The organism is uncultured Maribacter sp., from assembly GCF_947495965.1.
Taxonomy (GTDB): Bacteria; Bacteroidota; Bacteroidia; order Flavobacteriales; family Flavobacteriaceae; genus Maribacter_B.
In genome coordinates this window covers 1-25,150 of the sequence record NZ_CANMBB010000013.1, presented here as the reverse complement: position 1 = coordinate 25,150, position 25,150 = coordinate 1, and the positions used below count along the sequence as shown (strand labels likewise).

The 25,150-nt window shown below is 31.7% G+C and carries 22 protein-coding genes; 6 read left to right on the top strand and 16 right to left on the bottom strand.

The features are described 5' to 3' along the window. Positions 1 to 275: 275 nt before the first annotated feature. Entirely contained in the window at positions 276 to 461 is a 186-nt protein-coding gene (locus Q0820_RS16650) for a hypothetical protein (protein WP_298489385.1), read from the bottom strand. A 557-nt stretch (positions 462 to 1,018) separates the two neighbouring features. Between Q0820_RS16650 and Q0820_RS16645 the strand changes: the two genes are divergently transcribed. Further along, positions 1,019 to 1,426, top strand: coding sequence for a hypothetical protein (locus tag Q0820_RS16645; protein WP_298489383.1), 408 nt, complete (start codon positions 1,019 to 1,021; stop codon positions 1,424 to 1,426). Positions 1,427 to 1,491: 65 nt separating this feature from the next. On the opposite strand, the gene Q0820_RS16640 is transcribed toward Q0820_RS16645, so the two are convergent. Further along, positions 1,492 to 2,922 carry a DASS family sodium-coupled anion symporter gene (locus tag Q0820_RS16640; protein WP_298489381.1) on the bottom strand — a complete coding sequence of 477 codons (1,431 nt, stop codon included), beginning with the start codon at positions 2,920 to 2,922 and terminating at the stop codon, positions 1,492 to 1,494. Between the two features lie 97 nt (positions 2,923 to 3,019). After that, the gene (gene lysS / locus Q0820_RS16635) at positions 3,020 to 4,711 is read right to left on the bottom strand and encodes a lysine--tRNA ligase (RefSeq protein ID WP_298489379.1); all 1,692 of its coding nucleotides are present in this window, start codon (positions 4,709 to 4,711) and stop codon (positions 3,020 to 3,022) included. 149 nt (positions 4,712 to 4,860) lie between these two features. Between lysS and Q0820_RS16630 the strand changes: the two genes are divergently transcribed. Further along, complete coding sequence (locus Q0820_RS16630) at positions 4,861 to 5,016, top strand: YqaE/Pmp3 family membrane protein (protein ID WP_298489377.1); 156 nt, start codon at positions 4,861 to 4,863, stop codon at positions 5,014 to 5,016. 54 nt (positions 5,017 to 5,070) lie between these two features. Further along, positions 5,071 to 5,769 (top strand): lipoyl(octanoyl) transferase LipB, encoded by a 699-nt coding sequence (lipB, locus tag Q0820_RS16625; RefSeq protein WP_298489375.1) that lies wholly within the window; start codon positions 5,071 to 5,073, stop codon positions 5,767 to 5,769. Between the two features lie 50 nt (positions 5,770 to 5,819). Here lipB and Q0820_RS16620 read toward each other — a convergent pair whose 3' ends face one another. From Q0820_RS16620 to Q0820_RS16595, 6 genes are all read right to left on the bottom strand, one after another. After that, a complete protein-coding gene (locus Q0820_RS16620) occupies positions 5,820 to 6,404 on the bottom strand; it encodes a collagen-like protein (protein WP_298489373.1) in 585 nt (194 codons plus the stop codon). Positions 6,405 to 6,600: 196 nt separating this feature from the next. Further along, positions 6,601 to 7,128, bottom strand: a complete 528-nt coding sequence (locus tag Q0820_RS16615; RefSeq protein ID WP_298489372.1) for a hypothetical protein — start codon at positions 7,126 to 7,128, stop codon at positions 6,601 to 6,603. Between the two features lie 124 nt (positions 7,129 to 7,252). After that, positions 7,253 to 7,870, bottom strand: coding sequence for a hypothetical protein (locus tag Q0820_RS16610; protein ID WP_298489370.1), 618 nt, complete (start codon positions 7,868 to 7,870; stop codon positions 7,253 to 7,255). Between the two features lie 9 nt (positions 7,871 to 7,879). Next, entirely contained in the window at positions 7,880 to 8,242 is a 363-nt protein-coding gene (locus Q0820_RS16605) for a hypothetical protein (protein WP_298489368.1), read from the bottom strand. 21 nt (positions 8,243 to 8,263) lie between these two features. Then, the gene (locus Q0820_RS16600) at positions 8,264 to 9,274 is read right to left on the bottom strand and encodes a kelch repeat-containing protein (protein WP_298489366.1); all 1,011 of its coding nucleotides are present in this window, start codon (positions 9,272 to 9,274) and stop codon (positions 8,264 to 8,266) included. Positions 9,275 to 9,410: 136 nt separating this feature from the next. Further along, positions 9,411 to 10,481, bottom strand: a complete 1,071-nt coding sequence (locus Q0820_RS16595; protein ID WP_298489364.1) for a hypothetical protein — start codon at positions 10,479 to 10,481, stop codon at positions 9,411 to 9,413. 228 nt (positions 10,482 to 10,709) lie between these two features. Here Q0820_RS16595 and Q0820_RS16590 point away from each other — a divergent pair, with 228 nt between their 5' ends. Beyond that, positions 10,710 to 11,276: a sigma-70 family RNA polymerase sigma factor gene (locus Q0820_RS16590; RefSeq protein WP_298489362.1), complete on the top strand. Its 567-nt coding sequence runs from the start codon at positions 10,710 to 10,712 to the stop codon at positions 11,274 to 11,276. 4 nt (positions 11,277 to 11,280) lie between these two features. Continuing rightward, positions 11,281 to 12,012 (top strand): hypothetical protein, encoded by a 732-nt coding sequence (locus Q0820_RS16585; protein WP_298489360.1) that lies wholly within the window; start codon positions 11,281 to 11,283, stop codon positions 12,010 to 12,012. Between the two features lie 5 nt (positions 12,013 to 12,017). On the opposite strand, the gene Q0820_RS16580 is transcribed toward Q0820_RS16585, so the two are convergent. The 7 genes from Q0820_RS16580 to Q0820_RS16550 all read right to left on the bottom strand — a co-directional run bounded on the left by Q0820_RS16580 (position 12,018) and on the right by Q0820_RS16550 (position 22,662). Beyond that, positions 12,018 to 14,747: a CHAT domain-containing protein gene (locus tag Q0820_RS16580; protein WP_298489358.1), complete on the bottom strand. Its 2,730-nt coding sequence runs from the start codon at positions 14,745 to 14,747 to the stop codon at positions 12,018 to 12,020. Between the two features lie 583 nt (positions 14,748 to 15,330). Next, complete coding sequence (locus Q0820_RS16575; RefSeq protein ID WP_298489356.1) at positions 15,331 to 15,501, bottom strand: hypothetical protein; 171 nt, start codon at positions 15,499 to 15,501, stop codon at positions 15,331 to 15,333. 577 nt (positions 15,502 to 16,078) lie between these two features. Beyond that, complete coding sequence (locus tag Q0820_RS16570) at positions 16,079 to 17,353, bottom strand: S8 family serine peptidase (protein WP_298489354.1); 1,275 nt, start codon at positions 17,351 to 17,353, stop codon at positions 16,079 to 16,081. A 58-nt stretch (positions 17,354 to 17,411) separates the two neighbouring features. Then, complete coding sequence (locus tag Q0820_RS16565; RefSeq protein WP_298489352.1) at positions 17,412 to 18,107, bottom strand: hypothetical protein; 696 nt, start codon at positions 18,105 to 18,107, stop codon at positions 17,412 to 17,414. 21 nt (positions 18,108 to 18,128) lie between these two features. Continuing rightward, a complete protein-coding gene (locus Q0820_RS16560; protein WP_298489350.1) occupies positions 18,129 to 19,448 on the bottom strand; it encodes an OmpA family protein in 1,320 nt (439 codons plus the stop codon). 126 nt (positions 19,449 to 19,574) lie between these two features. After that, complete coding sequence (locus Q0820_RS16555) at positions 19,575 to 22,034, bottom strand: ribonuclease HII (RefSeq protein WP_298489348.1); 2,460 nt, start codon at positions 22,032 to 22,034, stop codon at positions 19,575 to 19,577. 31 nt (positions 22,035 to 22,065) lie between these two features. Beyond that, positions 22,066 to 22,662, bottom strand: a complete 597-nt coding sequence (locus Q0820_RS16550) for a ribonuclease HII (RefSeq protein WP_298489346.1) — start codon at positions 22,660 to 22,662, stop codon at positions 22,066 to 22,068. A 149-nt stretch (positions 22,663 to 22,811) separates the two neighbouring features. On the opposite strand from Q0820_RS16550, the gene Q0820_RS16545 reads away from it, so the two are divergent. Then, the gene (locus Q0820_RS16545) at positions 22,812 to 24,800 is read left to right on the top strand and encodes a putative porin (RefSeq protein WP_298489342.1); all 1,989 of its coding nucleotides are present in this window, start codon (positions 22,812 to 22,814) and stop codon (positions 24,798 to 24,800) included. Positions 24,801 to 25,150 lie beyond the last annotated feature (350 nt).

Below are 25,150 nucleotides of genomic sequence, written 5' to 3'. Positions count from 1 at the left end.
CTCCAAAGGTAGGCTGCATCTTAGTACTAAAAAGTGCATTGTTGCCAAATGCTATTATTTAGATGTGAAAAGTCCTAAAAGTGTGGTAAAAGCGTTTTTTTAATCGATGAATTTTGCAGTTCATCTATTTGCATAAGGAATATGTATTTTATCGATGTTTTTTACCTGCTCATAATTACTTAAAATTTGTACCTATATATTAAGGTATAGGTTTTTTATAAAGAAAAGGCACAACATGCATGTTGTGCCTTTTCTTTATAAAAATAAGCTTGGTGCTATTCTTTATCTTCTAACTTTATTTCTGCAGTGGTTGTTGTAGTATCTGTAGATTCTATTATTATTTTTTCTTTTGCAGCATAGATTTCTGCCTCAGCTTCTATTGAAGAATCTGAGATGTAATATACTAATGCTGTAGCAATAAATACACTAAAATAAATGAAACTCTTTGTTTTGTAGGTCATAATTTGGGGACATTTAATTTCTTTCATTAATTAAATTAAAATCAGTTATGTTGTTAACTGCTCCTCATTCATTGTAAAAGACTATTATAATGTGGTAATAACGGCTTTTAGTATAATACTATTATACCGTTTATCGAAAGCTTATTTTTTTTCGATTAAGTGTAACATTTAAAATTATGTTGCGTCTTATATATAAAGAGTTGTCATTTTTAAATTCTTTGAATTAGCTATGTGTAAAGCCCAAAGTTTTCTTTGGGCTTTACCTTTAAGACTAATTTGTAGTTTAAAACCAAAATTCCTCGATGAAATGCATCTATGCTAACCGTTATAAAAAAATAAACATAAAAAGTGCATATTTTTTTGTCGTAAAAATACCCTATAAAAAATGTGTAAGTGATAACATTATAAACAGCATATTACCATATTCATAATTTTTATAGAGGGGTATTGCTAAAGTGTATTTTTGGGCTTGTGTTCCCCAATGTTAAGAAATCATTAAACGCAATAATAACATAAAAATAGGGTTTTACCTTTGCACAGAATTTAACCTGAAAGTTATGAATTACAAAAGAATGAGTTTATCTATTATCTTAGGATTGGCAATATGCCAAGGAGTTTTTGCAAACAATACTCCTGCTAAGAACGTTGAAGATTTTGATATTAATTCTATTGAATACATAGAAGAAGAAGTAGAAATAGATTTAGGATTTAATACAGCAGATTATTTGCCAGAAAGCTTTGATCCAAATACTTTTTATTTTAATGTAAATAGTGTGGTTTATGTAGAGGATTCTTTAATAGAAGAAGAAGATTTTACAAAGTACTTACCTTCTGGTTTTGATGCTTACAGTTATGCTAAAGACGTACAAAGTATTAATTACATTGATGCTAATGATACTATTACAGTAGATTTAGATACAAATATATTTTTACCAGCAAGCTTTAATGCGTTTGCGGTAAACTAAAAATTAAGTTAGTTATTTTTTGAGTTAGTTAGTTTAGACCCCTGTGGAGACAGGGGTTTTCTTATTTAAAATAATAAGGGTAATATAAACTGAAACAGTATGATTAATAATGCTACTGCAATAAGATTTAGTATAACACCAACACGAGCCATTTGATGTACTTTTATATAACCACTTGCAAATACTATTGCGTTTGGTGGTGTAGCCATAGGTAACATAAAAGCACAACTACTAGCCATAGTTACAGGAATTAATAGATATAGAATAGGTATTTCTAAACCAATAGCAATACCAGCTACTACAGGTGCTAAAAGGGCAACAAGTGCTACATTGCTCATAAGTTCTGTCATAAACAACATTAAAAAAATAAGCAGTGCTGCAGTAGTAAAAATAGGGATATTACTTGCAGCAATAGTGTTGGCAACTAAATCTACAATACCGCTAACAGACATGCCTTTAGCTAATGCCAAACCCCCTCCAAAGAGGACTAAAATTCCCCAAGCTAATTTACTGGTGTCTTGCCATTTAATAATAGAATCTTCTTTTTTTAAATTATACGGAATTGTAAATAAAGCTATTGCTGCCATAATACTTATAATGGTATCGGATAGTCCTAATTCAGGAAAAATAGTATTTATTAGAGTTCTAAACACCCAAAGAAAAACAGTGATTCCAAAAATGATTAATACCATTTTTTCTTTCCCACTAGTTGGTCCTAACTTTTTTAGCTCCTCTTCAATAACACCTTTAGAGGCATTAAATTTTAAATTTTTATTGGGGAACATCCATTTAACTAAAACAAGATAACTTATAGTAATCATTGTAAAGGAAAAAGGAACTCCAATGACCATCCATTTTAAGAATGAAATTTGAATATTATATTCACTTTCTAATAAGCCTATCATGACAGAATTTGGAGGTGTTCCAATTACCGTTGCTATACCACCAGCATTGGCAGAGAAAGCTATTCCTAACATTACGCTCAGGGCAAAATTTTGGTCTTCTTTAGTAAAACCATCGGCATCATTAATTAATAATCCTATTACAGACATGGCTATAGGTAACATAACTACCGTACTTGCTGTATTGCTAATCCACATACTCAAAGTTGCGGTTGCAATCATAAAACCAAGAACTACTTTATTGGGAGTAGTGCCTGTTATTTTTATAATGTTAAGTGCAATGCGTTTGTGTAGGTTTACTTTCTCTAGGGCAAGAGCCATTACAAAACCACCAAAAAATAAAAATACAATTGGGCTACCATAGTTGGCACCAACCTCTGCAATGGGCATTATTTTTAAGAGAGGGAATAAAATTAATGGTAACAGCGCAGTAACAGAGATAGAAACCGCTTCTGTAATCCACCAAACAATCATCCAAAGTGCTACAGCTAGTACTGCATCTCCTTTATCAGAGATTAAATAAAAAGGTAAATTAATACCAATACAAAATACTATAGGTCCTAGAAAAAGGCCTATTTTTTTACTGAGGCTCATTTGGTTGGTTTATTGCCTCTAAGCTATGATTTTTGTTGGATAAAAAAAAGGAGCCCTATACTGGACTCCTTAATCTCTTTATAAAAATGTTTTTATTTTACTCTTGTAATAGGCAAAGAAGAGATTCTCCTTCTTTAACAACTTTCACCAACCCATGTTTGGTAAGTCCTTTAATACCTTTGTCCCAAGCTTTATTACTTAAATCTGCTGCAGATTTTAAATTTGCAAGCGGCATTTGTTTTTCTTTTTTAAGAATCTCGAAAATAATTTTTTCGTTATCATTTAATTCTACCGCTTTTTTCTCCGGACGCATTTGCGGGAAGAATAATACTTCTTGTATTGAAGAATTATTGGTCATTAACATCACCAAACGATCTATACCAATACCAATACCAGAGGTAGGAGGCATGCCATATTCTAAAGCACGTAAAAAATCTTGGTCTATAAACATAGCCTCGTCGTCTCCTTTTTCGGATAACCTTAATTGTTCTTCAAAACGTTCGCGTTGATCTATAGGGTCGTTTAACTCTGAATAGCAATTGGCTAGTTCTTTACCATTTACCATAAGCTCAAAACGTTCTGTTAATGCAGGGTTGTCTCTATGCTCTTTAGTTAACGGACTCATCTCTTTAGGATAGTCTGTAATAAAAGTGGGTTGTATGTAGTGATGTTCACATTTTTCACCAAAAATTTCATCAATTAATTTTCCAACTCCCATAGAGTCGTCTACCTCTAGATCTAACTTTCTGGCAACTTCTATTAATTGTTTTTGATCCATACCCGCTACATCAAAACCAGTATGTGTTTTTATACCTTCTAAAATTGGAACTCTAGCATAAGGTGCTTTAAATTCTATTTCATTCTCGCCAACAGTGACTTTACTTGTTCCATTAGAGTCTATTGCAATTTTTTCTAATAGTTCTTCCGTAGTATTCATCATCCAATGGTAATCTTTGTAGGCAACATACAATTCCATAACTGTAAATTCTGGATTGTGGGTACGATCCATTCCTTCGTTTCTAAAATCTTTAGAAAACTCATAGACACCATCAAAACCACCAACAATAAGTCTTTTTAAATACAACTCATTGGCAATTCTTAAATATAAAGGAATGTTTAAAGCGTTGTGGTGTGTTAAAAACGGACGCGCAGATGCACCACCTGGAATAGGTTGTAATATTGGTGTTTCTACCTCTAAATATCCACGGTCATTATAGAACTGACGAATGGTGTTTGTTATTTTGGTACGCTTTACAAAAGTTTCTTTTACAGACGGATTTACAATTAAATCTACATAACGTTGTCTGTAACGTAATTCTGGGTCATTAAACTCATCATAAATATTCCCTTCTGCATCTTTTTTAGGTAATGGTAATGGTCTTAAGGTTTTACAAAGAATAGTAAAGTTTTTTACCATCACGGTTTTTTCACCAACCTGTGTGGTAAAAAGCTCCCCTTCAATACCAATAATATCTCCTATATCTAATAGCTTTTTGTAAACTTCGTTATAGTGGGTTTTATCTTCTCCAGTACAAATTTCATCACGATTAAAATACACCTGTATACGGCCTTCGCTATCTTGTAATTCTGCAAAAGAGGCTTTACCTTGTATTCTTCTAGACATTAATCTACCAGAAATAACAACCTTTTTTCCTTCTTCATATTTTTCCTTACTACTTTTTGATGTAGCATTTACTGGGTATAATGCTGCTGGGTAAGGGTCTATTCCTAAGTCTCTTAAGCGAGCCAATTTGTCGCGTCTTATTACTTCTTGTTCCGAAAGTTGCATATCTAATTAATTAAGGCTGCAAATATAGGTAGTCTAGGCTAATCTATCAATTTTGCAAAACGAGAATCTTGTTTGTTTACAACTTATTGTAACAAAATGGAAAAATATTCGTCAAATAAGTACATCAATCCAATTAAATCAAAATTAGAATGAGTTTTTTTCGAGTATTATTAGCCATTATTTTTCCGCCACTTTCGGTAATTGGAAGAGGATGTGGCTCTTTTATTATTGTTTTACTGCTTACCTTTTGTGGTTGGGTGCCAGGAGTAATTGCTGCTTTGGTAATTTTAAATAATCCTAACTAAACTTAGAAACTAGTATTAATAATTGTTTCTTAGCAGCTTTGTATCTTTGTAGTAATGAATAAAGAGGTTATTTTACAAGATTTAGGGCTAAAGGATTATAAAGAGACTTGGGAGTACCAAGAGCAAATTTTTAAAGAAACTTTAGATATTAAAATTAAGAATAGGAGAGAGGATGCCCAATTGGTAACCCCTAATCATTTTCTTTTTGTAGAACACCCGCATGTATATACTTTAGGTAAAAGCGGAGATATGCAAAACTTGCTTGTAGATGAAAAGCAACTTAAAGAAAAAAATGCTACTTTTTATAAAATTAATAGAGGTGGAGATATAACCTACCATGGCCCAGGACAAATAGTGGGCTACCCCATTTTAGATTTAGATAATTTTTTTACAGACATACATAAATATCTGCGTTTATTAGAGGAAATGGTAATTTTAACCTTGCAAGAATATGGGTTAAAAGCAGAACGTTCTAAGGGAGAAACTGGAGTTTGGTTAGATGTAGGAACACCTTTTGCGCGTAAAATATGTGCAATGGGCGTACGTGCTAGTCGTTGGGTAACTATGCATGGTTTTGCTTTAAATGTTAATACAGATTTAGGTTATTTTGATTTAATGATTCCTTGCGGAATAAAAGATAAAGCAGTTACTTCTTTAAATGTAGAATTAGGACAAAAAGAAGTTTCTATGGAAGAGGTAAAAGAAAAACTCCTAAAACATTTTAAGGTCTTGTTTAGGGCGGAAATTAATTAAAAAAAAACCGAGGCTCATAACCTCGGTTTTTAAATTAATTAAAAAGTTTTTTAATCTGTTATTCCAAGATAATTAGCAACTGCCCTGTAATCGTTACGATCAATACCTGCAGATTTTAGTTCTTCATGAATATCTCGCTTTCCAGATTTACTAGAAGTTGAACTTTCTGTAGATTCAATAATAATTAATTTTAATTCTACAATATCTCCAGCCGAAATAGAATAGCTTGTACCATCTAAATTGTTAAAATTTACAAAGAATTTTCCAACCTTGTAATAAGGTCTAGTATTATAAACACCCCCATCTACTGTACCAGGCATAGCGTAATAAAAAGTATTTTGTGAGAGCATGTATGCTAAAATAACATCATTATCTAATACCGTTTGTGTAATTTCTGGCACATCAACAGATTCAAAATTACCATCCCAAGCAGTAGCATCAATTTTAATTGTTTTTACGTTTGCATTTCCGTCTTCACCATCTTCCCCATTAGTTCCATCTTGTCCTGCAATACCTTGCGCACCTGCAGGACCCATAGCACCATCTAATCCATCATCCCCATCTTTACCACAAGAGGTAAATGTTAAGCTTAATGTCATAAAAGCTAATCCTAATAATTTCATTGTTTTTTTCATAATTAAAAATTTAAAAAGTTTATACTATTTCTCTTTAATGTTTTACTTTTTAAAAGGTTAACATCTAGAAATAAAAAAAAGCCGAGATTTTTATCTCGGCTTTTAAAAAAAACAAACTAACTGCATAAATAAAAATGAATTTTTTATAGAAATACCGTAAAATTAATGTCTAAAAATATAGAGGAGAAAGTGTTTTTTAGTTTCTAAATAAATTATTTATTTCTATGCCACTTTCCATAATTTGGTCATTTTCATGGTTGGTGTCATCGTTATTTTTGTTGCCATCTATAAAAAGGTCTGGGTCATAGCTTAATACAAGGATGTATTCTGGAGCAAACTCTCCCTCTGCTGGAGATGAGGAGTTCCAAGGTCTGGTAAAAGAAACTTCTAATGTACCATTACTAGCTAGTTCAGAAAATGATTTTGTAGCAACTAAATTCCCTTGCTGTGTAGTTGGTGTTCCAAGACTTCTTTCATATAAATAAATGGCTTGCTGCCCTGTACCGGAAGAAAAATGGTCACCAATGTTTTTAACTGTTCCTGTAATGGTTGCAGTACCTTCCCATTGCGTTGTTTTGTTAATAGAAAAAGTAATTTTCTCTGCTGTTAAATCTATAGTTACAGATTCATCATATACATCATCATGATCTGGGTTTGTACAATTTGCAAAGAAAAATGTTATAGCTATTAATGCTAATGTTTTAAAATAATTTGTAGTTTTCATAATTGTAATTTTTAAAGATTGTTTCTCTTTTATGTTTCTTTTTTTAAAAGGTTAACATTGGAAATAAAAAAAGTCGAGATTTTTATCTCGACTTTTACAAAAAATGAATAGTTGTACCATTACATTACAGTTTAAATGCTAGTCCTAAACCAAAGGAAAGCGGGCTTATTTTGTCATAATTATCTACCCTTCCCATATACATATTTCTAGAATTACGAATACTTACGTGTGGCTCTAATGCAACAAAATGCCATAAGTGAATACTGTAGCCAATACTAAAATTATATTTGGTTATGTTATGGGAGTCATCTACACGAGGAAAAAATCCTCCGTCTGGGAATATCCCAAGTAAACCAACATATGCGTCTACAAAAAATTCATCATAGACTTTATATCTGGCAAAAAAACCAAATTGCAATTCTATAGTAGATTTATAATAGTCAGCCCTGTTTTCTTCAATATCTTGTCGGGCAGATGCATTGTCATAATAATTTACAGAACCAAAGTTAAGAGCTAAGCCAGCAGTAATTTTTTCTTTGTAAAATATTCTTCCTATTTTAAATTGTACATCATAATTAATAGGTTTGTGATTATAAAATACTGGTTCCCTTTCTATAGAATTATCCGTAACATTTTGCCCCATAATGTTTAGACTTAAACTTAGTTTCTTTTTTCTATGTTCTACTTGGCTAAAGCATATAAAAGCACTGAGTAAAAAGAATAGTAGTAAATTATTTTTCATAGTGCGTTTTTATTGTTCGTTTTGTCTTTTGGTGATGGCATCTTGTATCATTTTATTAGCTCTTATTTTTAATTCTTCTTTTTTCTTGGGGTCTAAACTGGTATCGTACAACTGGTATATTTCTTCTACTTGTTTTTTTAGTTCTGGAGAAATATTTAGCTTATCTAATAAGTCTAAATAGTTTGTAGCATCTTTTGCTGGGTTTTCTTCTTCTGTTGCCCCACCAAGACTAAAAACAGAACCATAAACTTTAACCTGCTCATCTAATAAGTTTGTTTGTTTTGTGGTGTCTTGTGTAGTGGTATTTTGCCCATAACAACCTGTAAATAAACCTAATAGTAAAATTGCACCTAATGTTGTAATTGCTTTCATGATTTTATTTTTTTTAAAGGATTAATCTATTTCTATTGTAGTAATTTCTCCTCTACGTTCTGCACTGCCAGTACCATCATTTTGGTACCCGCCAAATAGCCATAGTTTATCCGAATAATTGAGTATGGTATGCGAGTTAATACCTTCATCACTTGGTCTTGTTCCGGTATATATTGTCCAATCGTTCATATTTTCGGAATACCAAATTTCACTGTTGTAATCTATAGAAGCATCTTTACCACCAATAACCCAAACTTTGTTGTCATAAACATTTACAGTATGTGCATTTCTTCCTGGAAAATGAATAAAATTTACTTGTGTCCAAGAAGAACCATTAGTGCTTGTCCAAATTTCATTTAGTTTACGACCAGCAATATCTTCTCCACCAATAATGTACATGGCATTGTTAAAAACAATTCCTTTTTGGCCAGCTCTTCCTGAAAAAGCATTTGTGGTTTCTTGCACCCAATCTGTGCCATTTACAGTGGACCATACTTCGGTATTTTCAGAAGTTCTATTACCGGCAATTACAAACATTTTGTTATCGTAGACTAGAGTTTCATGTTCTGGAATTAATCCAAAAGGAGCAAGGGCGTGCACGTTTGTCCAGTTTGTACCGTCAGAAGATTTCCAAATGTCTCCGTAAGCATCTTCAGAAGCATTTTCGCCACCAATGATATAAAGTTCATTGTTAAAAAGGGTTACAGTATGGTTTCTTCTAAATGAAGTAAGCGAGTTTGGTGTAATGCTTAAAGAAACCCAGTTAATTCCATTATCGCTAGACCAACCAAAATGTCCCCCAGTAGCACCATAATCATTTACACCTCCGTAAGACCAAATTTTGTCATTAAATTCTATCATTGCATTTTCTGCAAAGTCCCCCATTTGGTCTTGCTCAGTTTTTACTTCAAATTTTAATTCTATTGTTTCTCCCCCTTTAGGAATTCCTTTTTCTTCTGTTATATCGTCTTTATCACAAGAAATAATTACTAATGTTAAAAGTGCTAGATATACTATTTTTAAAGTTTTCATAATTGTAGTTTTTAAATGTTATTTCCCTTTTATGTTTTCTATTTTAAAAGGTTAACAGGTAAGAGATTTTTTTTAAAAGAAAAACCTGCCCAACGATAAAAGAAGGGCAGGTTTTTAAATGTTTTAATTGTTAAGCTTATAAGGTTAAGTCTACTTTTATTAGTTTATAACCATCTTCATCATAAGATTCTGCGTTTAGCCAAAAGTTTGTACCATCAAATGTAATTCCATCTATGTCATGTCTTTTTAAGGAATAGGTTTCTACTGCTTTAAGGTCCGGAGATATGGTACATTTATATATTTTATCGTATTTAACCATATACAAATAACCATCTCTATAATCCATTCCTCTTGGTTGAAAATCTAAATCTATAGTCTGTACAATTTCACCAGGAGATAAAGAGCCATTGGATTTGTATTTATATAATTTTTCTTCATTATGACTATTTACCCATAAAAGTTCTGGTTCTATAGATGCTATTCCTTTAATCCATGGACCTAAGGGAATAGAGGTATAATATTTTGAATTACTGGAATAAATATAAGAGTCAAAAGTACCGTTGCCGCTATCTCCTTGAAATAATTGACGGTGAGGAGAATTAGATTTTTCCACATCTATTGCTCTAGGGTGGTTTGTGGTAGGTATGCTACTTGCTATTGAAAAATTAGAAGGGTCTATCTTTAAGATACTACTTTCGTCACTGTAATATCCTAGAATAAATTCGCCATCAAAAGTAATATCATTATCTCTACCCCAAGGAGCATTTCCTTGTTCTAAAATGTTAAGAGATGTAACCCAATTAGAAGCTTCGTTATCCATAGTTCTTCGTTCTAAAATTGCTGGAGGAGCATCATAAGGAAGTACTATAGTTAGTTTGTTCTCTTCTAGGGTATAATTATTAATGGAAGAACCACCTTGGCCGCCGCCGCTTAAAATAATTTGATTTTCAGATATTGTAATATTTGTAGTGTAACTATCTCTAAAACCACGGTTGTCTTCACTTAATATGTGTATAGTATTATCTTCATTAATGTATACATACTTAGAATCGTTTATTGCCATTTCTCCACTGGTTACTTCCCATTTGCCATAAATAGTTTTAGCTTGTATTGGTTCTGGAGAATTATCGTCTTTATTGCAACTTGTAATAGTTATGGCCAGAATAAATAAAAATAGGCCTTTAAAAAATGTATCTTTTGTTTTCATAATAAAATATTTTGTTTCCCACTTTATGGATGTAAAAACAAAAGGTTAACACGCAAAAGAATTTTTTTGATATTTTTTATATGGAATGTTTTGCTCGTTATAAGTAGGTTAAATACTACGTTACGTTTGTTTTAACTACTTTTTTCTCCATATTAAATTGGTAAAAATTGGAAAAAGAGTAAATTTAACCATGAAGACTGTTAACCTTTTGTTTCCTATTACATTAAAGTGAAAAATACAGAGGCAAATATTACATTAGAAGACTTAAAAAAAGGTTCCGATACGGTACTTAAAAAAGTATACGAGGAAAATAGAGATAAGTTTTTAAATTATGCAAGACGCTATAATTTGTCTGAGGATGAAAATATAGATGTGTACCAAGATGCCTATGTAATTTTTTATAATAATGTGATGAGTGGAAAGATAGAAAGTTTTACAAGTAGCATATCTACCTATCTGTTCAGTATCGGAAAATATTTAATTTTTGATATTATGAGAAAGAACAAACTAAAAGTAAAAGGAGACTTTGATATGTCTGTCGTTGGCAATGAAGATGCCTTAGTAAATACCATTGAGGTAGAACAACCGGAATTAACAACCGAGCAAGCATTACTTGAAAAACACTTTGGCGAACTAGGGAAAAAATGCCAAGAGCTTTTAAAATTGTTTTATTACAGAGGGTATACCATACAAGAAATTGTAGTGGAAGGGGAGTATAATAGTGAGAATGTTGTAAAAGCGGCAAAATCTCGTTGTATGAAAACCTTGAAAGAACGTATAAAAGAAAATAGGTAGTATCATGGATAAAGAACAGTTACTATACCAGTATTTTTCAAATTCGTTAACTCCAGAGCAGGAAGCAGAATTTAACGCTTTGTTATCTTCCGATAAAGAGTTTAAGGAGCAATTTAATTTTGAAAAAGATTTACAAAAAGTTATTCAAGATAAAGAAGGAAAAGCCCTTAAAGGAAAATTAAAAGATTTTGAAGCCAACATTAAAAAAGATACGACACCCGTTGTAAAACTAAACTTTAGAAAATGGGCAATGGCAGCATCTATAGCATTACTAGTGGGTATTGGTTGGTTGTCTTATAACAATATGGGAGCAAATTACGATAGTTTGTATGATGCTAATTTTCAGCAATACCCCAATACAGTTTTTGCCATTACAAGAAGCGGGGAAGAGGATAATTCTCTAGAAAGAAAAGCCTTTGTGGCGTATGAAACTAATGATACTATCTCTGCAATAGAATTACTAAAAGCACTTAACGCAAAAGAAGATGCTATTTATGTAGATTTTTATTTAGCGCATGCGTATTTAAATAATAACGAACCAAAAAAAGCAATAGTTTTTTATAAAAATGTAGTTCGAGAAAAAGGAGAGTTTGCTTCGGAAGCAAAGTGGTACATAGCCTTGGCGCATTTAAAATTGAAAGAAGAGAAAAAAGCGAAGCAAAGTCTTAAAGATGTAATAGCAGATGGCAAGTATAAAAAGGCAGAGGCTGAGGTACTTTTACAAGAGCTAGAATAATACCATTACTTTTTAAACTTGTAGAAAGAGAAAGTGAGTACTAGTATTCCAATAATGGAAACTAAAATCCATACCCAATTAAAGTTAGAGTATTCCAGTGGTGCATTATCCCCAATAACAATTAAACCTGCCCAATAAGATGGTGTTAGCGTGTTTCTATATTGGTTAATGTATTTAATTTTGGCTTTTTGCATGGCAGACGATTTGGTGAGCCCTTTATCTAGACCTTTATAAAATTCTAACATTATATCCTTGCTAGATTTATCATTAATAGTCCATAAAGAAGATACGACACTTTTAGCACCGGAATGAAAAAAACCTCTAGCAAGACTCATAACGCCTTCTCCTTTTTTAAGTTCCCCAATAGAGGTATTACAAGCACTTAAAACAACCATATCTGCTTGGTTTTTTGTAGCGTAAATTTCTTTCAAAAATAATTTTTCATCACTAAAGGCTATCCAAGGATTTCCGCCTTCGCCTACATCTGCGTGGGTAGATAAGTGTACTATTTTATAGTCATTAAGTATTTCTAATAGTTTAGATTTAGTTGCAGTGGTGTGGTGTAAAATGTCCCCAGGGTATATTGTGTTGGCTCCATTTACTTCGGCATTACTAAACGCTAGTTTGGGTAATTTTAAAGTACTAAAATCTACAGGTGCAATCCCCAATAATTGTTTTTTGGCATTAGTCGTAATTTTCTTTTTAGCGTTTAAATAAGACATAGAGTAGGCGTATTGTATTTCTACATCTTCTATTAAATAGGCGCTTTTATCTACATTAGTTACCAATGCTTCTATTGGAATTTGTTGTAAACTATAATCCGAAATTACAGTCATTCTTTTTCCTTTTATACTTTCATAAACAGAAGCAGGAATAAGCATTTTAAAAATAGCATGGGATAGCGAGTTGTAATACGTAATTTTTTTTCTATTCGCGGTTACATCCGTAAGGAGACCGTAGAGTTCAATTATTTTGGTATTTAAATTTTTTACGTTTTCAATTTTAAATAATATAGTTTTATCAGAAGAGGTTAAAAGGCCATACCCTTGTTCTTTGTTTAATATGTATTGTAGTACAACAGCATTGTTGGAAATGCTTGTTTTTTTAAATTCTTGAAAAGATAGCACACCAGACTTTTTATGAATACTTGCGTATTTAGGAAAAGCAGTAGAAATAGAGTCCATAAATACTTCATAGGCTTGCTTATGTTTATAGATGTTTTCTTTAAGCCCGCTCCATATACTGTCTGTAGCTTCTTTTGTAAGTTGTAATTCATTTTCCGCTAAATAGATGCCTTGTTTTAGCTGATATTCTTTTTGGAGTACAGTTTTAGGAAGTTGCGCTATTTCTTTGGCTTGTTCCTTAGATACATCTTCTAATAGTAATAATGCTTTGTTGCGTTCCATAAAGCGAAAAGCTTCTTTGGGCTTCTCTAATAAATGGCAAACTTCCACAGCTTTCATGTATAAGGAAGCCCCTTTTTCTCTCCAAAACAATTTAGATTGGTGTTCGGTACTTTCCGTGCGGATAATATCTACCAACTGATCCGCCAGGGTAAACGTTTTTAGGGCATTTATAAGATGCGATTTTTGTTTGTCATATTTATAATAGGCCAACCAACCATTAGCTTTAGAAGTTATATAATTTAGTAAAAAAACCTTTTCGGCAGCCAATTCTAAATTTTGTGTGGTAAGCAGTGCATCATAGACAATTTCTTTTTTATGGGTTGCCAGTACCATGGCTTTTTGGTAGAAAAAAAGCCCCTTTTTATATTGGTGCTGTTTTAAATAGAGATCCCCTAAACTCTCATAAGAATCCGTATAATTTTTGTCATAAAAAATTGCTTTTTCTAAGCTGGAGAACGCATTAGTATATTCTTCAATTTCTATTTGGGATGAAGCAATACTATTGTAGACAAATGCTATTTCCTCTGGATATAGATTTGTGGAATCTTTTATGACTTTTTTATGGTAGGTAATGGCATTAGTATAATCTCCTAGTTTTAATAATAAATTACCTTTTAGTTGGTTTATTTTGTTTGAATAGAAGGAATTATTGTTTTTTGTTTTTTTAAGTATGGAATCTGCAATATCTAAGTTTAATTGAATCTCAGTAGCATATTGTTGTATTCCCATTTGTGAAAAAGTGTTTGCTTTTAAAATATATACATTAGCTAAATCTGTTTTTTCTTGTTCTGTGAAAGAGCCAATGGAATTATAATGTGCTGTATAGGCTTTAAACCTGTCTATGGATTTATAGAAATCACCTAGATGCATATAAACTTCACCTAGATGCCTATTGGCTTTATGAACCAATCGATTGTGTTTTCCTGTATTTATGAGTAATAAAAAGTAGTCTATAGCTTCATATACATCATTATTTAAGTAGTTAAAATGCCCCAAATTAAATACCGTTTTTTCTAAGGAGCTTCCTTTTAAATTAGATAATCCTTTTTTTATTTCATACGCTTTATGAGCAAATATTAATGCTTTGTCTATATCCTTTTTATTTTCAGAATCCCACCAATTTTCTAAAAACCATTTACTGGCTAGATTGTGGTAAAAGTCGGCTAATACTTCGGTAGGTTGTTCTTTATTTTGAAGACTTAAAAGAGAGTCTATTTTTAGTTCCTTCTTTTCTTTAGAAATATCGCTATCCAAAATATGCAATAAAGCGGCATCTTGCGCAGAGCAGAAGATGGTAAATAAGAAGGCAATAAGAAAATGATATTTCATCTTCTAAAGATAAGGAAGTATTTAGGGATGCTTTTAGGCGCAGTTCATTTTTCTGTTCTTAATATCATTTTCAATGGAAAGTCACTTGAAGGGGCAAAAAATTAGTTTTAAAATGAGTATCCATATAATTTTATAGAGGTCGGTAGAGAGTTACCTAGATTACAGCTCAAATTTTGTACAAATATCAGGGGGAGCAAAATCGAAGTCTATTTAAAACTAACGAATAGTTCTCGACTCCGCTCGAACTGACAATGGGAATCTTTTTAAAAGATATAATTACCATACGTTGAAGGTATTTACTGTTGCGTATTTATCTGCTAATCTCTGTAATATTATACGAAAATTACGTGACATTTTTGGATTCATTTTAGTATTAAAAAAACACACGAAGGAACGTTTTAAACTTTTCTTATAGTTTATTAATCCGTTCGTTCGAGTGAAATTTTGGAAGAATTTTGTATCGAGAACCTACGGATTAAAATGTATATCCATCTGATATCTAAAAAATAAACCCCACTTATAAAAGTAGGGTTTTATACTAATTTCTAAAGTATAAGAATTTACAATTAATATCGGGAAGGTTTTATTCAGCTTGCCCTCGTTCTCTATCTTTTAATCCTCGAATAGCTCTAGCTTGTTCCTGCTCTTCAAGCGTTTCTAAAATACTTATCGTATCGGTCTCGATATCATTTTTTTCACAGGATTGTAGTGTAAAAAAAATAGAGGCAGACATTAAAAGGAATATTTTCTTCATGGTACTAGTGTTTTTAATTAATAAAGATGTAGTATATGTATTGTTAAATATAGAAAATTTTTAGTTAATTTTTCTATTCTCAATACTATTTTCTAAGGAAAATCACTTGAAGGACGAAAAATTAGTTTTAAAATGAGTATCCATATAATTTTATAGAGGTCAGTAGAGAGTTACTTAGATTACAGCTCAAATTTTGTGCAAATGTCAGGGGGAGCAAAATTAAAGTCTATTTAGAACTAACGGATAGTTCTCGACTCCCCTCGAACTGACAATGGGAATCTTTTTTAAAGATATAATACCATCCGTTGAAGGTATTTACTGTTGTGTATTTATCTGCTGATTTCTGTAATTTTAAACAAAAATTACGTGACATTTTTGGATTCATTTTAGTATTCAAAAAACACGGAAGGAACGTTTTAAACTTTTCTTATAGTTTGTCAATTCGTCCGTTCGAGTAAAATTCTGAAAGAATTTTGTATCGAGAACTTGCGGATTTAAAGGAAAGGTTCATTAGAGGATGAAAAATATAAAACCCCGCAAATACATGCGGGGTTTTGAAAAGTATATTACCAGTTTTTTATCTGAGTACCCTACCAGAATGTATAGAATCCTGTAACGCAGGGGTAGAAGTTGCAGTACTCAAAAATTGATTTTTAAGGTTTATAGGGTTCGGTTTACCATTATTAATATAATATTCGGACACCAATGCAGATATACGGGCAGCAGAATAGGAAGTTCCTCTTAAATCAATATTTGCAGAATCATCAAGAGGAATGGAATAGCCATCAAACGGAACCGCAATATCTATACTAAGATTTCCGTAGTTAGATTCTGGATGCATGTTGATAGTACTCCCGTTTTCTATATAACCACCAACGCCTATTATATTTTCGGCAGTAAAACCAGAAGGAAAATGACGTAGATTACTCCTATCCGTATCAATACCCTCGTTACCAGCAGAAGCAACAAATAGCATATCATTTTGCAATTCTCCAATCATAGTACTTAAAAGACCATTATTTTCAAAGAGTTCTTTTTCTATGGTGCCACCAAAACTGGCATTTACAATATCTATAGAACCACCTTCTGCTTTAACACGTTGTAAATATCCTATGGCGCAAACAATATCCCATAGAGAGCCTTCTCCATTTTCATTAAATGCTTGTATAGGCATTATACGGTAGTCAATACCTTTATCTTCTAAGCTGGAGGTAATTAGTTTGGTAACATAGGTGCCATGACCATTTAAGTCTAATGAAGTGCCTGTATTGTCTATAAAATTCCACCCAGACGTGTGGGTCTGTTCTGGATCTTCGGGTTCGCAATCTGGGGCGCCAGGGTCTTGGTATAGAAGGCCGCCAGCATCAAAATATTTACGATAATCTAGCCCTGTATCTATAACTGCAATAGTAACCGTTTCTGGGTCTAATGTATTGGATGTAAACTGTATAATATCAGACGGTATAATAGCATCCGGAACTTCAAAGTTGGTTATGTTTGGTAAGGTAAAAGAAAATTGGTAATCGCCTTCTGCTTCTCCTCGATGCCTTTCTCTTAAGCCTCTAACCGTACTTTCTACAGCTAATACACTAGGGTCTATACCCCACAATTCTATATTCTCATTACCGCAATCGCATTTTTTAAAATTAGTAACATTAGATTCGTTTCTAATAGCAATGCGATCATCCTCGGATAGGGAAGCAGCAAACCTCACAATCATTTGATCCGGAGAAACTGTTATAGTTGGTTCATGATTTTCCATTTGGGGTTCTTCTGGAGTATCATCATTATTACAAGATTGTAATACAAGAAGAAATGAGACGATCATTAAAAATAGAATACCTTTTTTCATGTTTTGGTTTTGTATTGTTTTTTATTTAATGTGGTGTTTTTTATAAAGGTTAACAAACCTAGTTGTTAAATTTAGTAAGCTCAGTTCTACTCATTAAATCGCCATTCTTTTTGTAAGTCTCATTTTTTACCATACCAACACCTTCTGCTAACCATAATTTAGAAGACATTTCTATAGTAGCTCCCATGGTTTTAGAAGTAGTGTTTTCAGAAACCACATAGCAAGAATACGTGCCCGCAACGGTGGTTATACTTTCTTTCGCTAGAACCTTACGGTTCGTCATATCCACAGATACAGACATGTTCATGCCACTCATATTCATATTAATAGTAACATTAGCGTCTTTAAGTTCTTTGCCAACTTCTAGAGTATTAGGAACTTCAATATCATTTCCTGATATTTCCATTTTCATTCCCATGCTTTCATACTGTTTCATCATAGCCGCAGGGAATAAAGACTTATAGTCAATGCTTACCATATTATTCTCGCAAGTATAGGTGTAGCTTGTGTTATAATTTTCTTTTCCTTTTTTATCGCTTAAAGTTAAATTTAAAGTTGCTTTTGTAGCAGCACCTTCCGAGGATACAGAGGAGATATTGTAGGTGGTAATTCCTTCTACTTTTCCTTTTTTGTTATAATTAGTATACTCAAAAGAAGAGCCCTCTTTCATGGGGTAATATTTACTGCAGCCATCTTGGGCGCATAATCCTATACTAAAAAGAGAACAAATTAAAAGGGTTACTATATTTTTCATTTTGGTACGTTTAGTTGTTTATTATTGTTTTATAAATTCTACTCTTCTGTTTTGGGCTTTGCCGGCATTAGTTGCATTGTCACCTACTGGTTCAGAAGCTCCTTTTCCTGCAGTAGTTAACCTATTAGGTGTAATTCTGTAAATATTCACTAGAGCATTTTTTATGGCTTCTGCTCGTTTTTTAGATAGTTTTAAATTGTTTTCCGCATTTCCATCAGAATCGGTATGACCAACAATTTTTAAATTTAAATTGTTTTCTTGTGCCATTACCTGATATATTTGACGAATTATCCCCATAGACTGTGGTTGTATAGTAGCAGAGCCACTATCAAACAAAATACCATTGGTTGATATTTTTCCTTCTGCAATTAGTTTTCTTCGTAAATCTACACCACCTTCTGCAATTTTTAAGTTTCTAATAAAAACTTTATCCACACCATCTCTGAAATTAAAAGGAGAAAACTTAACAGATGTAATATTTGTATTTGGTAGTAATCTTGGAATATCTACATACTTAGTTTCATTAATCCATAAGCGAACACGCTGTTTATTAATTGCCATAGAAATATGAGACTCCTTTTGTATGGTTTTACGAATATCCATATCTAATGAATTTCGCATGGTTCTTTTTCCATTGCTCCAGGATTCTATAACCATTCCTATATCTATAAACTGGCACATTGGAATTTCTATTATAGCCGTATTTTTTTTAGTGGTAAAACCGTTATTATCATCTAAATAAATGCCAAAAGTAGTGGTAGAAGATGTTTTGTTATCTAATCCCGTTGTTAAAAAATCAAATTCAATAGTAAATTCTTCGGGTAAATCTGGAGTATCTGGAATATAGTATGTGCCGCGCCCAGATTTTAGTTCCATCCATTTATCACGATTTTCTCCCATAGTAACCACTTCTCCGCTACCATTACTATTCCACTTTGCAGGAAAATCACCAGGAAAATCATTGGCTAAATCATCGTACAAAAGCACCTTGTCTCCTGGGACAAAATCAAACTTTCTATATACCTCTATGGTTGGGTCAGAAGAAGAATTTTGGATGCTAATTTCAGAAGAATTTTCAGAGGAGGTATCTTGGTTTTTTTTGGTTTGTTTTTTCTTCTTTGGAGCTTTCTTTTTCTTAGTTCCAGGTTCAAAAATACTATCTAATGCTTGGTCTGTTTTTTGTTCGGTTTCTTTTTCTATTCTTTTTTCTACAGCTCGTTCAGCAGCTTTTTCTGCTCTTTTTCCTAAATTTTTTAGAAATTGACTATTTGCATTTGTAGAAAATAAACATATGCAAAGAAGTGTAAAAATGAATTTTAATTTTTTTGATGACGTTTTCATTATAGTTGTTTGCCTATTTATGGAAACAAAATACAAAGGTTAACATCTTAAAAGTTTAATTTTTTTACGTACGTATTATAAGGCTGTATTTATGGTAGTATAATAAGTATACTTGGTAAATAAGGATTATTGAATTTGATACACTACAATAGAGTTATCTTGGTCTTTGGTAACTAACTCAGGTTTTTTGTTCCCATCCATATCTGTAAGGTCAATAGCACTGGTACCAAAAATAGGAAAGTTAGGAATGGATCTAGCTTGGCTATCAAACAAGTAAATATTTTGGTTTTGTATGTCCGTTATACTAATATACATTTTGTTGTTTACTAAGAATATTTGAGGTTTATTATAAACCCCTAAATCTAGGGTTACTTTCTTTCCTTTAATGCTTAGCATATTATCATTCATATATACCAAAGACCTAGAAGTGGTTACTAAGCCGTGGTCTTTTACAAGCTCTAGCTGGGTTTTTGTATCTTTTCCGTTAACATCAATTTGGTGTAGCGTACCATCAATATCTGTAGTATTAAATCTATCTTTATAAACATAAACTTCGTTTTCAGAAAAATCAATTTTACCTTTTACTTTTACACGGTCTTTTCCAACTCGGTTTACTATTTTAAGTTTTCCTCCATCTAATTTAAAAACTAAATAATCTTTGTTTTTAATAGTAAAATGTTTTGGGGCGTTAAGGATATTATTAGAAGCTTTGGTAAATTTAAAGCCTTTTACAATCTTACCTTTAGAGTTGTACATAAAAACCCTTTTTCCTTGTGTAACTACAAAACGGTATTCTTTTTTGTTCTCATAGTCAAAAACAGCCAATGGGTTTAAACTACCATCTTTAAAGTCCATAGTAAAAGGAGCAACCTCTTTACCATTGCGGTCTAAAATTAGAAATTGGTCTACTGTTGTAAAAGCCAATTGCAAACGCTTATTTTTATATAGGTCTACTTGATGCACTTTTCCTTGGATAGGACTATTTAATTGTTTTTTCCAGAGAATTTGCCCAGTGTTAGATATAAGGTATAGTATATTATTAATATCCTGAACAATTATTTCTTTCTTTTTAGTATTATGATTGGTTACAAATTGCGGAGCCATAGAAATATCACTTTCTAATTGTAAAGAGAAAAGAGGCGAAACAGTAGTACGAGTATTCCCTTCAACAATAGGTGTTATAGAAATATTTGTATGGTAAAACTTCTTATCTGCTACAGTCTGTATTCCAAATGCGTAATCAGAAAACTTTGCCTTTTTAAAATCGTTATAAAAAGAAGGGGTGCAATATTTAGCGATACTGTTTTTTATATTTTTTTCATCCGATATAAACAAAGAAGTAGCTTCTTCAGCTAGAGTATTATTTACAGAAGTGTAAATAGTATTAGTAGTATACGTTGCATTATTTTTATAACTATTAATGATAGTTTGAAGTGTATTTTTATTGGAAGAGAAGACAAAAGAATTTTCTAATACGGTACAATAAGAAGCCTTATAATTTTTAATGATAGGATTAAGGCAATTATTTAATAAGGTATTGTTTTTAAGTGCTAAAATTTCGTTCCCCTGATAATCTATAGATTCTTTTTTATTGGCATTTAAATAATCATAAATGTTTTCAGAACCATAGGTATTAAGCACAATAGCCTTTTCTCCGTTAAGGTGTATGTATCCTATTTCTTCTACCGTATTAAACAAAGAATCTAGAGGCGTAGAACGGTCTAAAAATAATTGCTGATTTTTAGAAAATGTAGTGTAAGCATCAAAAGTGTAAGACTCTATTGCATTTGCACTACTAGGAGCAAAAGATGCAATTGTATTTTTTAACGCGTTTGTATTTTTAAATAGGTTTAAAAAATTAGGAATAGAATCATTTGCAATACTTATACCACTTATATGTATACTTTTTGGGTGTAAGGTTACATCTACAGATAGCCAATCTGCATAATTAGAAATGGAAAAAGAAGAAGGGTCTTTAAGTAGGGGAGTAAGTATAGAATTTGCACTATTTAAATTAGCTATTATAACAGCCGATTTATTCTGGTTGGGAACACTCTGTAATTTTTCAAGAACAGGATTTACACTTAAATTATGTTGCTTTCTTAATAGGTTTTCCAATAAAACTTCTGAAGAACTTATAATAGAAGCATTAGCAATAGTAAGCGTAAAAAAAGAAGCATCAGCATATACATGCTTTTCTATTATTTTATTTTCATAAGAAATAGAACTTATAGAGTCTCTTGTGGTAGTATCTATACTAAGACTATCCATCTGCTCTGTTATATAAAAGAACTCATAATTTTCTTTCCCTAATTCTGTAAAACTTAAAATTCCTTTAGTATTACTTGTTATATATTTTAAAGGAGTTACTTTGTTTTTTGTCTTTGAGAATGCTTTCCATGATTTCATTTTTGAAATAAAATCGTTAGTGTTTATCTGATTTTTTAAAGAATCTAAGCTGTTTATTTTAATTATGATAGCTGTATTATCAGGCACATAATTCAGTAAAGAATGTGTAGTAGTGGTTTCTTGAGAACAACCAAGAAGTAGTATAAAAGTTAGAATAGTAAAAATCTTAAATCTCATGTAAGGTTACTTTATAACAAAGTTATAATTTTTAAGGTTTTACAACTGCCTGCTCTGGTAATTGTCTAAAACTTTTTCTATGGTATTTTGTGATGCCATACTTTCTAATTGCTTCTCTATGCTCTTTTGTAGGGTAGCCTTTGTTTTTTTTCCAATTATACATCGGGAACTCTTCATGAATTTTATCCATATAATCATCTCTATAGGTTTTCGCTAGAACAGATGCAGCAGCAATGCGCATATACTTACTATCTCCTTTAATAATGCATTCGTGGTTAAAATGTTTGTAGGGCTTAAATTTATTTCCATCTACAATAATAAATTCCGATAAGGTTTGTAATTGGTTAATAGATTCATGCATGGCGAGGATAGAGGCATTTAAAATATTTATTTCATCAATTTTGGTAGGATGTATATGCGCAACACCAAAAGAAATAGCAGTTGCTTCTATAATTGGACGTAATTCTACTCTCTTTTTTTCTGATAATTGTTTAGAATCGTTTAGAATTCTATTAGAAAAACCATCAGGTAATACGATGGCTGCAGCAGTAACTGGTCCAGCAAGGCAACCTCTTCCGGCTTCATCGGTTCCTATTTCATCATGAAATTTAAAAATATTGGTAAGCAAAAGAATATATAAAATATAAGATTATAGCATACTAAAGTACTAACAAGAGACGAATTTTAAGATTTAAAGTTCATTAATTTTGATTTACATGAAAACTTTCACATTTCATTAGGAACAAAAAAATTAACTTTGCTTTTGTAAGTTATACTATGAAATATTATTTTTCTTTCTTTTTAATTTGTTTTGCAACTATGGTTTCTGCGCAAACAGATTCTATTATATCCGCAAAAAAAATAGATACGGTTTTTAAAAAAACAAAACCAAGACCTAAAAATAAACTCTCTGTAAAAGAAGGGGATACTTTAGGAATCACAATCAAGGATTATAAAATTATAACCTACGCAAGAGATACTACCTATTTAGATACTACATTAACCATACAGAAAGAGTTTAAGTATAACTATTTAAGAAAGGACGATTTTGAGTTAATGCCTTTTGCAAATGTAGGGCAACCATATACTAAACTAGGAGTAAATTTTAATAGAGCTACACTGTATCCAAGGTTAGGAGCAAAAGCAAAGCATTTTAATTATGCAGAAGTAGAAGACATTAAATACTATAATGTAGCTACCCCAATGACCGATTTGTTTTTTAAAACCACTTTTGAACAAGGACAGTTATTAGATGCTATGCTAACTTTTAACACCTCTAGGAGGCTAAATTTTTCGTTAGGGTTTAAAGGGTTTCGTTCTTTAGGAAAATATCAGATTAACCAAGCAGAATCAGGAAATTTTAAAGCAACTACCAATTATCTTTCTAGAAATAATAGATATAATTTAATTGCGCATATTGCAGCACAAGATATAGTAACCGAGGAAAATGGGGGATTAGCAGATGCGGAGCTGCAATTTGCTTCTGGTGATCCAGATTTTAGTGATCGAGGAAGATTAGATGTTTTATTTGTAGATGCAAAGAACAAAGTATTAGGCAAAAGGTATTTTTTAGAACATAACTATAAGTTGCTCAGAAAAAGTAAAGATTCTAGTAGGGTAGAAAAAACCTCCTTAGCATTAGCACATACCTTTAACTATGAAACAAAATATTATCAATACATGCAAGATGAAGATAATAGTTATTTTGGAGAGGCATTTTTAGAAGAGGTTAATGATAAAGCAGTGTTAAAAACAATGTACAATCAAGTAGGGGCACAATTTTACAATGCTACTTTAGGTAAGTTAGAAGGGAACATAAGTTTGTATAACTATAATTACAACTTTAATAGTGTGCTTGTAAAAGAGGATAAGATTATACCAAGCCAATTAAAAGGAGAAGAAATTAGCTTAGGAGGTAATTATAAAAAACAAATAGGCGGGTTTAATGTTACTGCAGATATTAAGTACACAATATCTGGTAATCTTACAGGTAATATATTTAATGGTTCTGCTAGATATTCTTTTAACCCAGATACCAGTATAAAGTTCGGTATACATTCTTCTTCTAGAATGCCAGATTTTAACCAAATATTATATCAAAGCGAACATCTTAATTATAACTGGTATAATACAGAATTTGAAAAAGAAAAAGTTAATAATCTCAATTTTGAATTGAAATCTAAAAAATGGGGACTTTTAGAAGGAAACCTAACAACACTAAATAAGTATACCTACTTTAAAATAGATCCAGAGGTTATATTAGAAGATGGTGTAGAGAGCATCGCAGTAAAACCTTTTCAAGAAGGGAATAGTGTAAATCATATCAAAGTAAAATATCAAAAAGAAATACGGCTAGGAAAGTTTGCTCTTAACAATACTATAATGTATCAAAACGTAGCGCAAACTAATCAAGTATTAAATGTTCCAGAACTAGTAACAAGAAACACACTCTATTTCTCATCAGATGTATTTAAGAAAGCAATGTATATTCAAACAGGAATTACATTCAAGTATTTTTCTTCCTATAGTATAGATGCTTATAACCCTTTACTTGGAGAGTTCTATATTCAAAACACGGAAAGCTTAGGAGGCTATCCTTTATTAGACTTCTTTATAAATGCCAAAGTGCAACAAACAAGAATTTACTTAAAAGCGGAACATTTTAATTCTTCTTTTGGTAAAACGAATAGTCATTATGCCGCTCCAAACTATCCTTATAGAGATTTTGTAATAAGATTTGGGTTGGTTTGGAACTTTTTCTCTTAAGAAAATAACAAATGTAGGCTCTGTGTTAAGAGTTTTTTAATATCCTTTAATACAGTATAAAATGACTTTTGTTATTGTATAAAAGTAAGACAGCATAAAATTCCACATTTTCTCATTTTTTTTGATGTTGTAAGTAGTTGGTTTTAAGGGTTGTTTGTGTGGGTGCAAAAAAAAAGTAAAATAAAGTTTAAAAATTAGTTGTGAAAAGGAAAAAGAGGTGTACATTTGCAGCCCGCAATCGCTGAGAGATTGGTTGAGAGTTGGGAAAGAGTAAAGAGTTGTACGTTCCTTGATAAGCTGTTTTGAGATGGATTTAAAAAGAAAAAAATATTTTTTCAAATTTAATTTTG

Excerpts from the sequence above, each read along its gene's own strand:
- Q0820_RS16615 (WP_298489372.1), bottom strand. The coding sequence starts at position 7,128 with ATGAAAACTACAAATTATTTTAAAACATTAGCATTAATAGCTATAACA.
- Q0820_RS16595 (WP_298489364.1), bottom strand. The coding sequence starts at position 10,481 with ATGAAAACAAAAGATACATTTTTTAAAGGCCTATTTTTATTTATTCTG.
- Q0820_RS16570 (WP_298489354.1), bottom strand. The coding sequence starts at position 17,353 with ATGAAAAAAGGTATTCTATTTTTAATGATCGTCTCATTTCTTCTTGTA.
- Q0820_RS16605 (WP_298489368.1), bottom strand. The coding sequence starts at position 8,242 with ATGAAAGCAATTACAACATTAGGTGCAATTTTACTATTAGGTTTATTT.
- Q0820_RS16575 (WP_298489356.1), bottom strand. The coding sequence starts at position 15,501 with ATGAAGAAAATATTCCTTTTAATGTCTGCCTCTATTTTTTTTACACTA.
- Q0820_RS16645 (WP_298489383.1), top strand. The coding sequence starts at position 1,019 with ATGAATTACAAAAGAATGAGTTTATCTATTATCTTAGGATTGGCAATA.
- Q0820_RS16585 (WP_298489360.1), top strand. The coding sequence starts at position 11,281 with ATGGATAAAGAACAGTTACTATACCAGTATTTTTCAAATTCGTTAACT.
- Q0820_RS16600 (WP_298489366.1), bottom strand. The coding sequence starts at position 9,274 with ATGAAAACTTTAAAAATAGTATATCTAGCACTTTTAACATTAGTAATT.
- Q0820_RS16640 (WP_298489381.1), bottom strand. The coding sequence starts at position 2,922 with ATGAGCCTCAGTAAAAAAATAGGCCTTTTTCTAGGACCTATAGTATTT.
- Q0820_RS16610 (WP_298489370.1), bottom strand. The coding sequence starts at position 7,870 with ATGAAAAATAATTTACTACTATTCTTTTTACTCAGTGCTTTTATATGC.
- lysS (WP_298489379.1), bottom strand. The coding sequence starts at position 4,711 with ATGCAACTTTCGGAACAAGAAGTAATAAGACGCGACAAATTGGCTCGC.
- lipB (WP_298489375.1), top strand. The coding sequence starts at position 5,071 with ATGAATAAAGAGGTTATTTTACAAGATTTAGGGCTAAAGGATTATAAA.
- Q0820_RS16565 (WP_298489352.1), bottom strand. The coding sequence starts at position 18,107 with ATGAAAAATATAGTAACCCTTTTAATTTGTTCTCTTTTTAGTATAGGA.
- Q0820_RS16620 (WP_298489373.1), bottom strand. The coding sequence starts at position 6,404 with ATGAAAAAAACAATGAAATTATTAGGATTAGCTTTTATGACATTAAGC.
- Q0820_RS16560 (WP_298489350.1), bottom strand. The coding sequence starts at position 19,448 with ATGAAAACGTCATCAAAAAAATTAAAATTCATTTTTACACTTCTTTGC.
- Q0820_RS16650 (WP_298489385.1), bottom strand. The coding sequence starts at position 461 with ATGACCTACAAAACAAAGAGTTTCATTTATTTTAGTGTATTTATTGCT.
- Q0820_RS16545 (WP_298489342.1), top strand. The coding sequence starts at position 22,812 with ATGAAATATTATTTTTCTTTCTTTTTAATTTGTTTTGCAACTATGGTT.
- Q0820_RS16580 (WP_298489358.1), bottom strand. The coding sequence starts at position 14,747 with ATGAAATATCATTTTCTTATTGCCTTCTTATTTACCATCTTCTGCTCT.
- Q0820_RS16630 (WP_298489377.1), top strand. The coding sequence starts at position 4,861 with ATGAGTTTTTTTCGAGTATTATTAGCCATTATTTTTCCGCCACTTTCG.
- Q0820_RS16555 (WP_298489348.1), bottom strand. The coding sequence starts at position 22,034 with ATGAGATTTAAGATTTTTACTATTCTAACTTTTATACTACTTCTTGGT.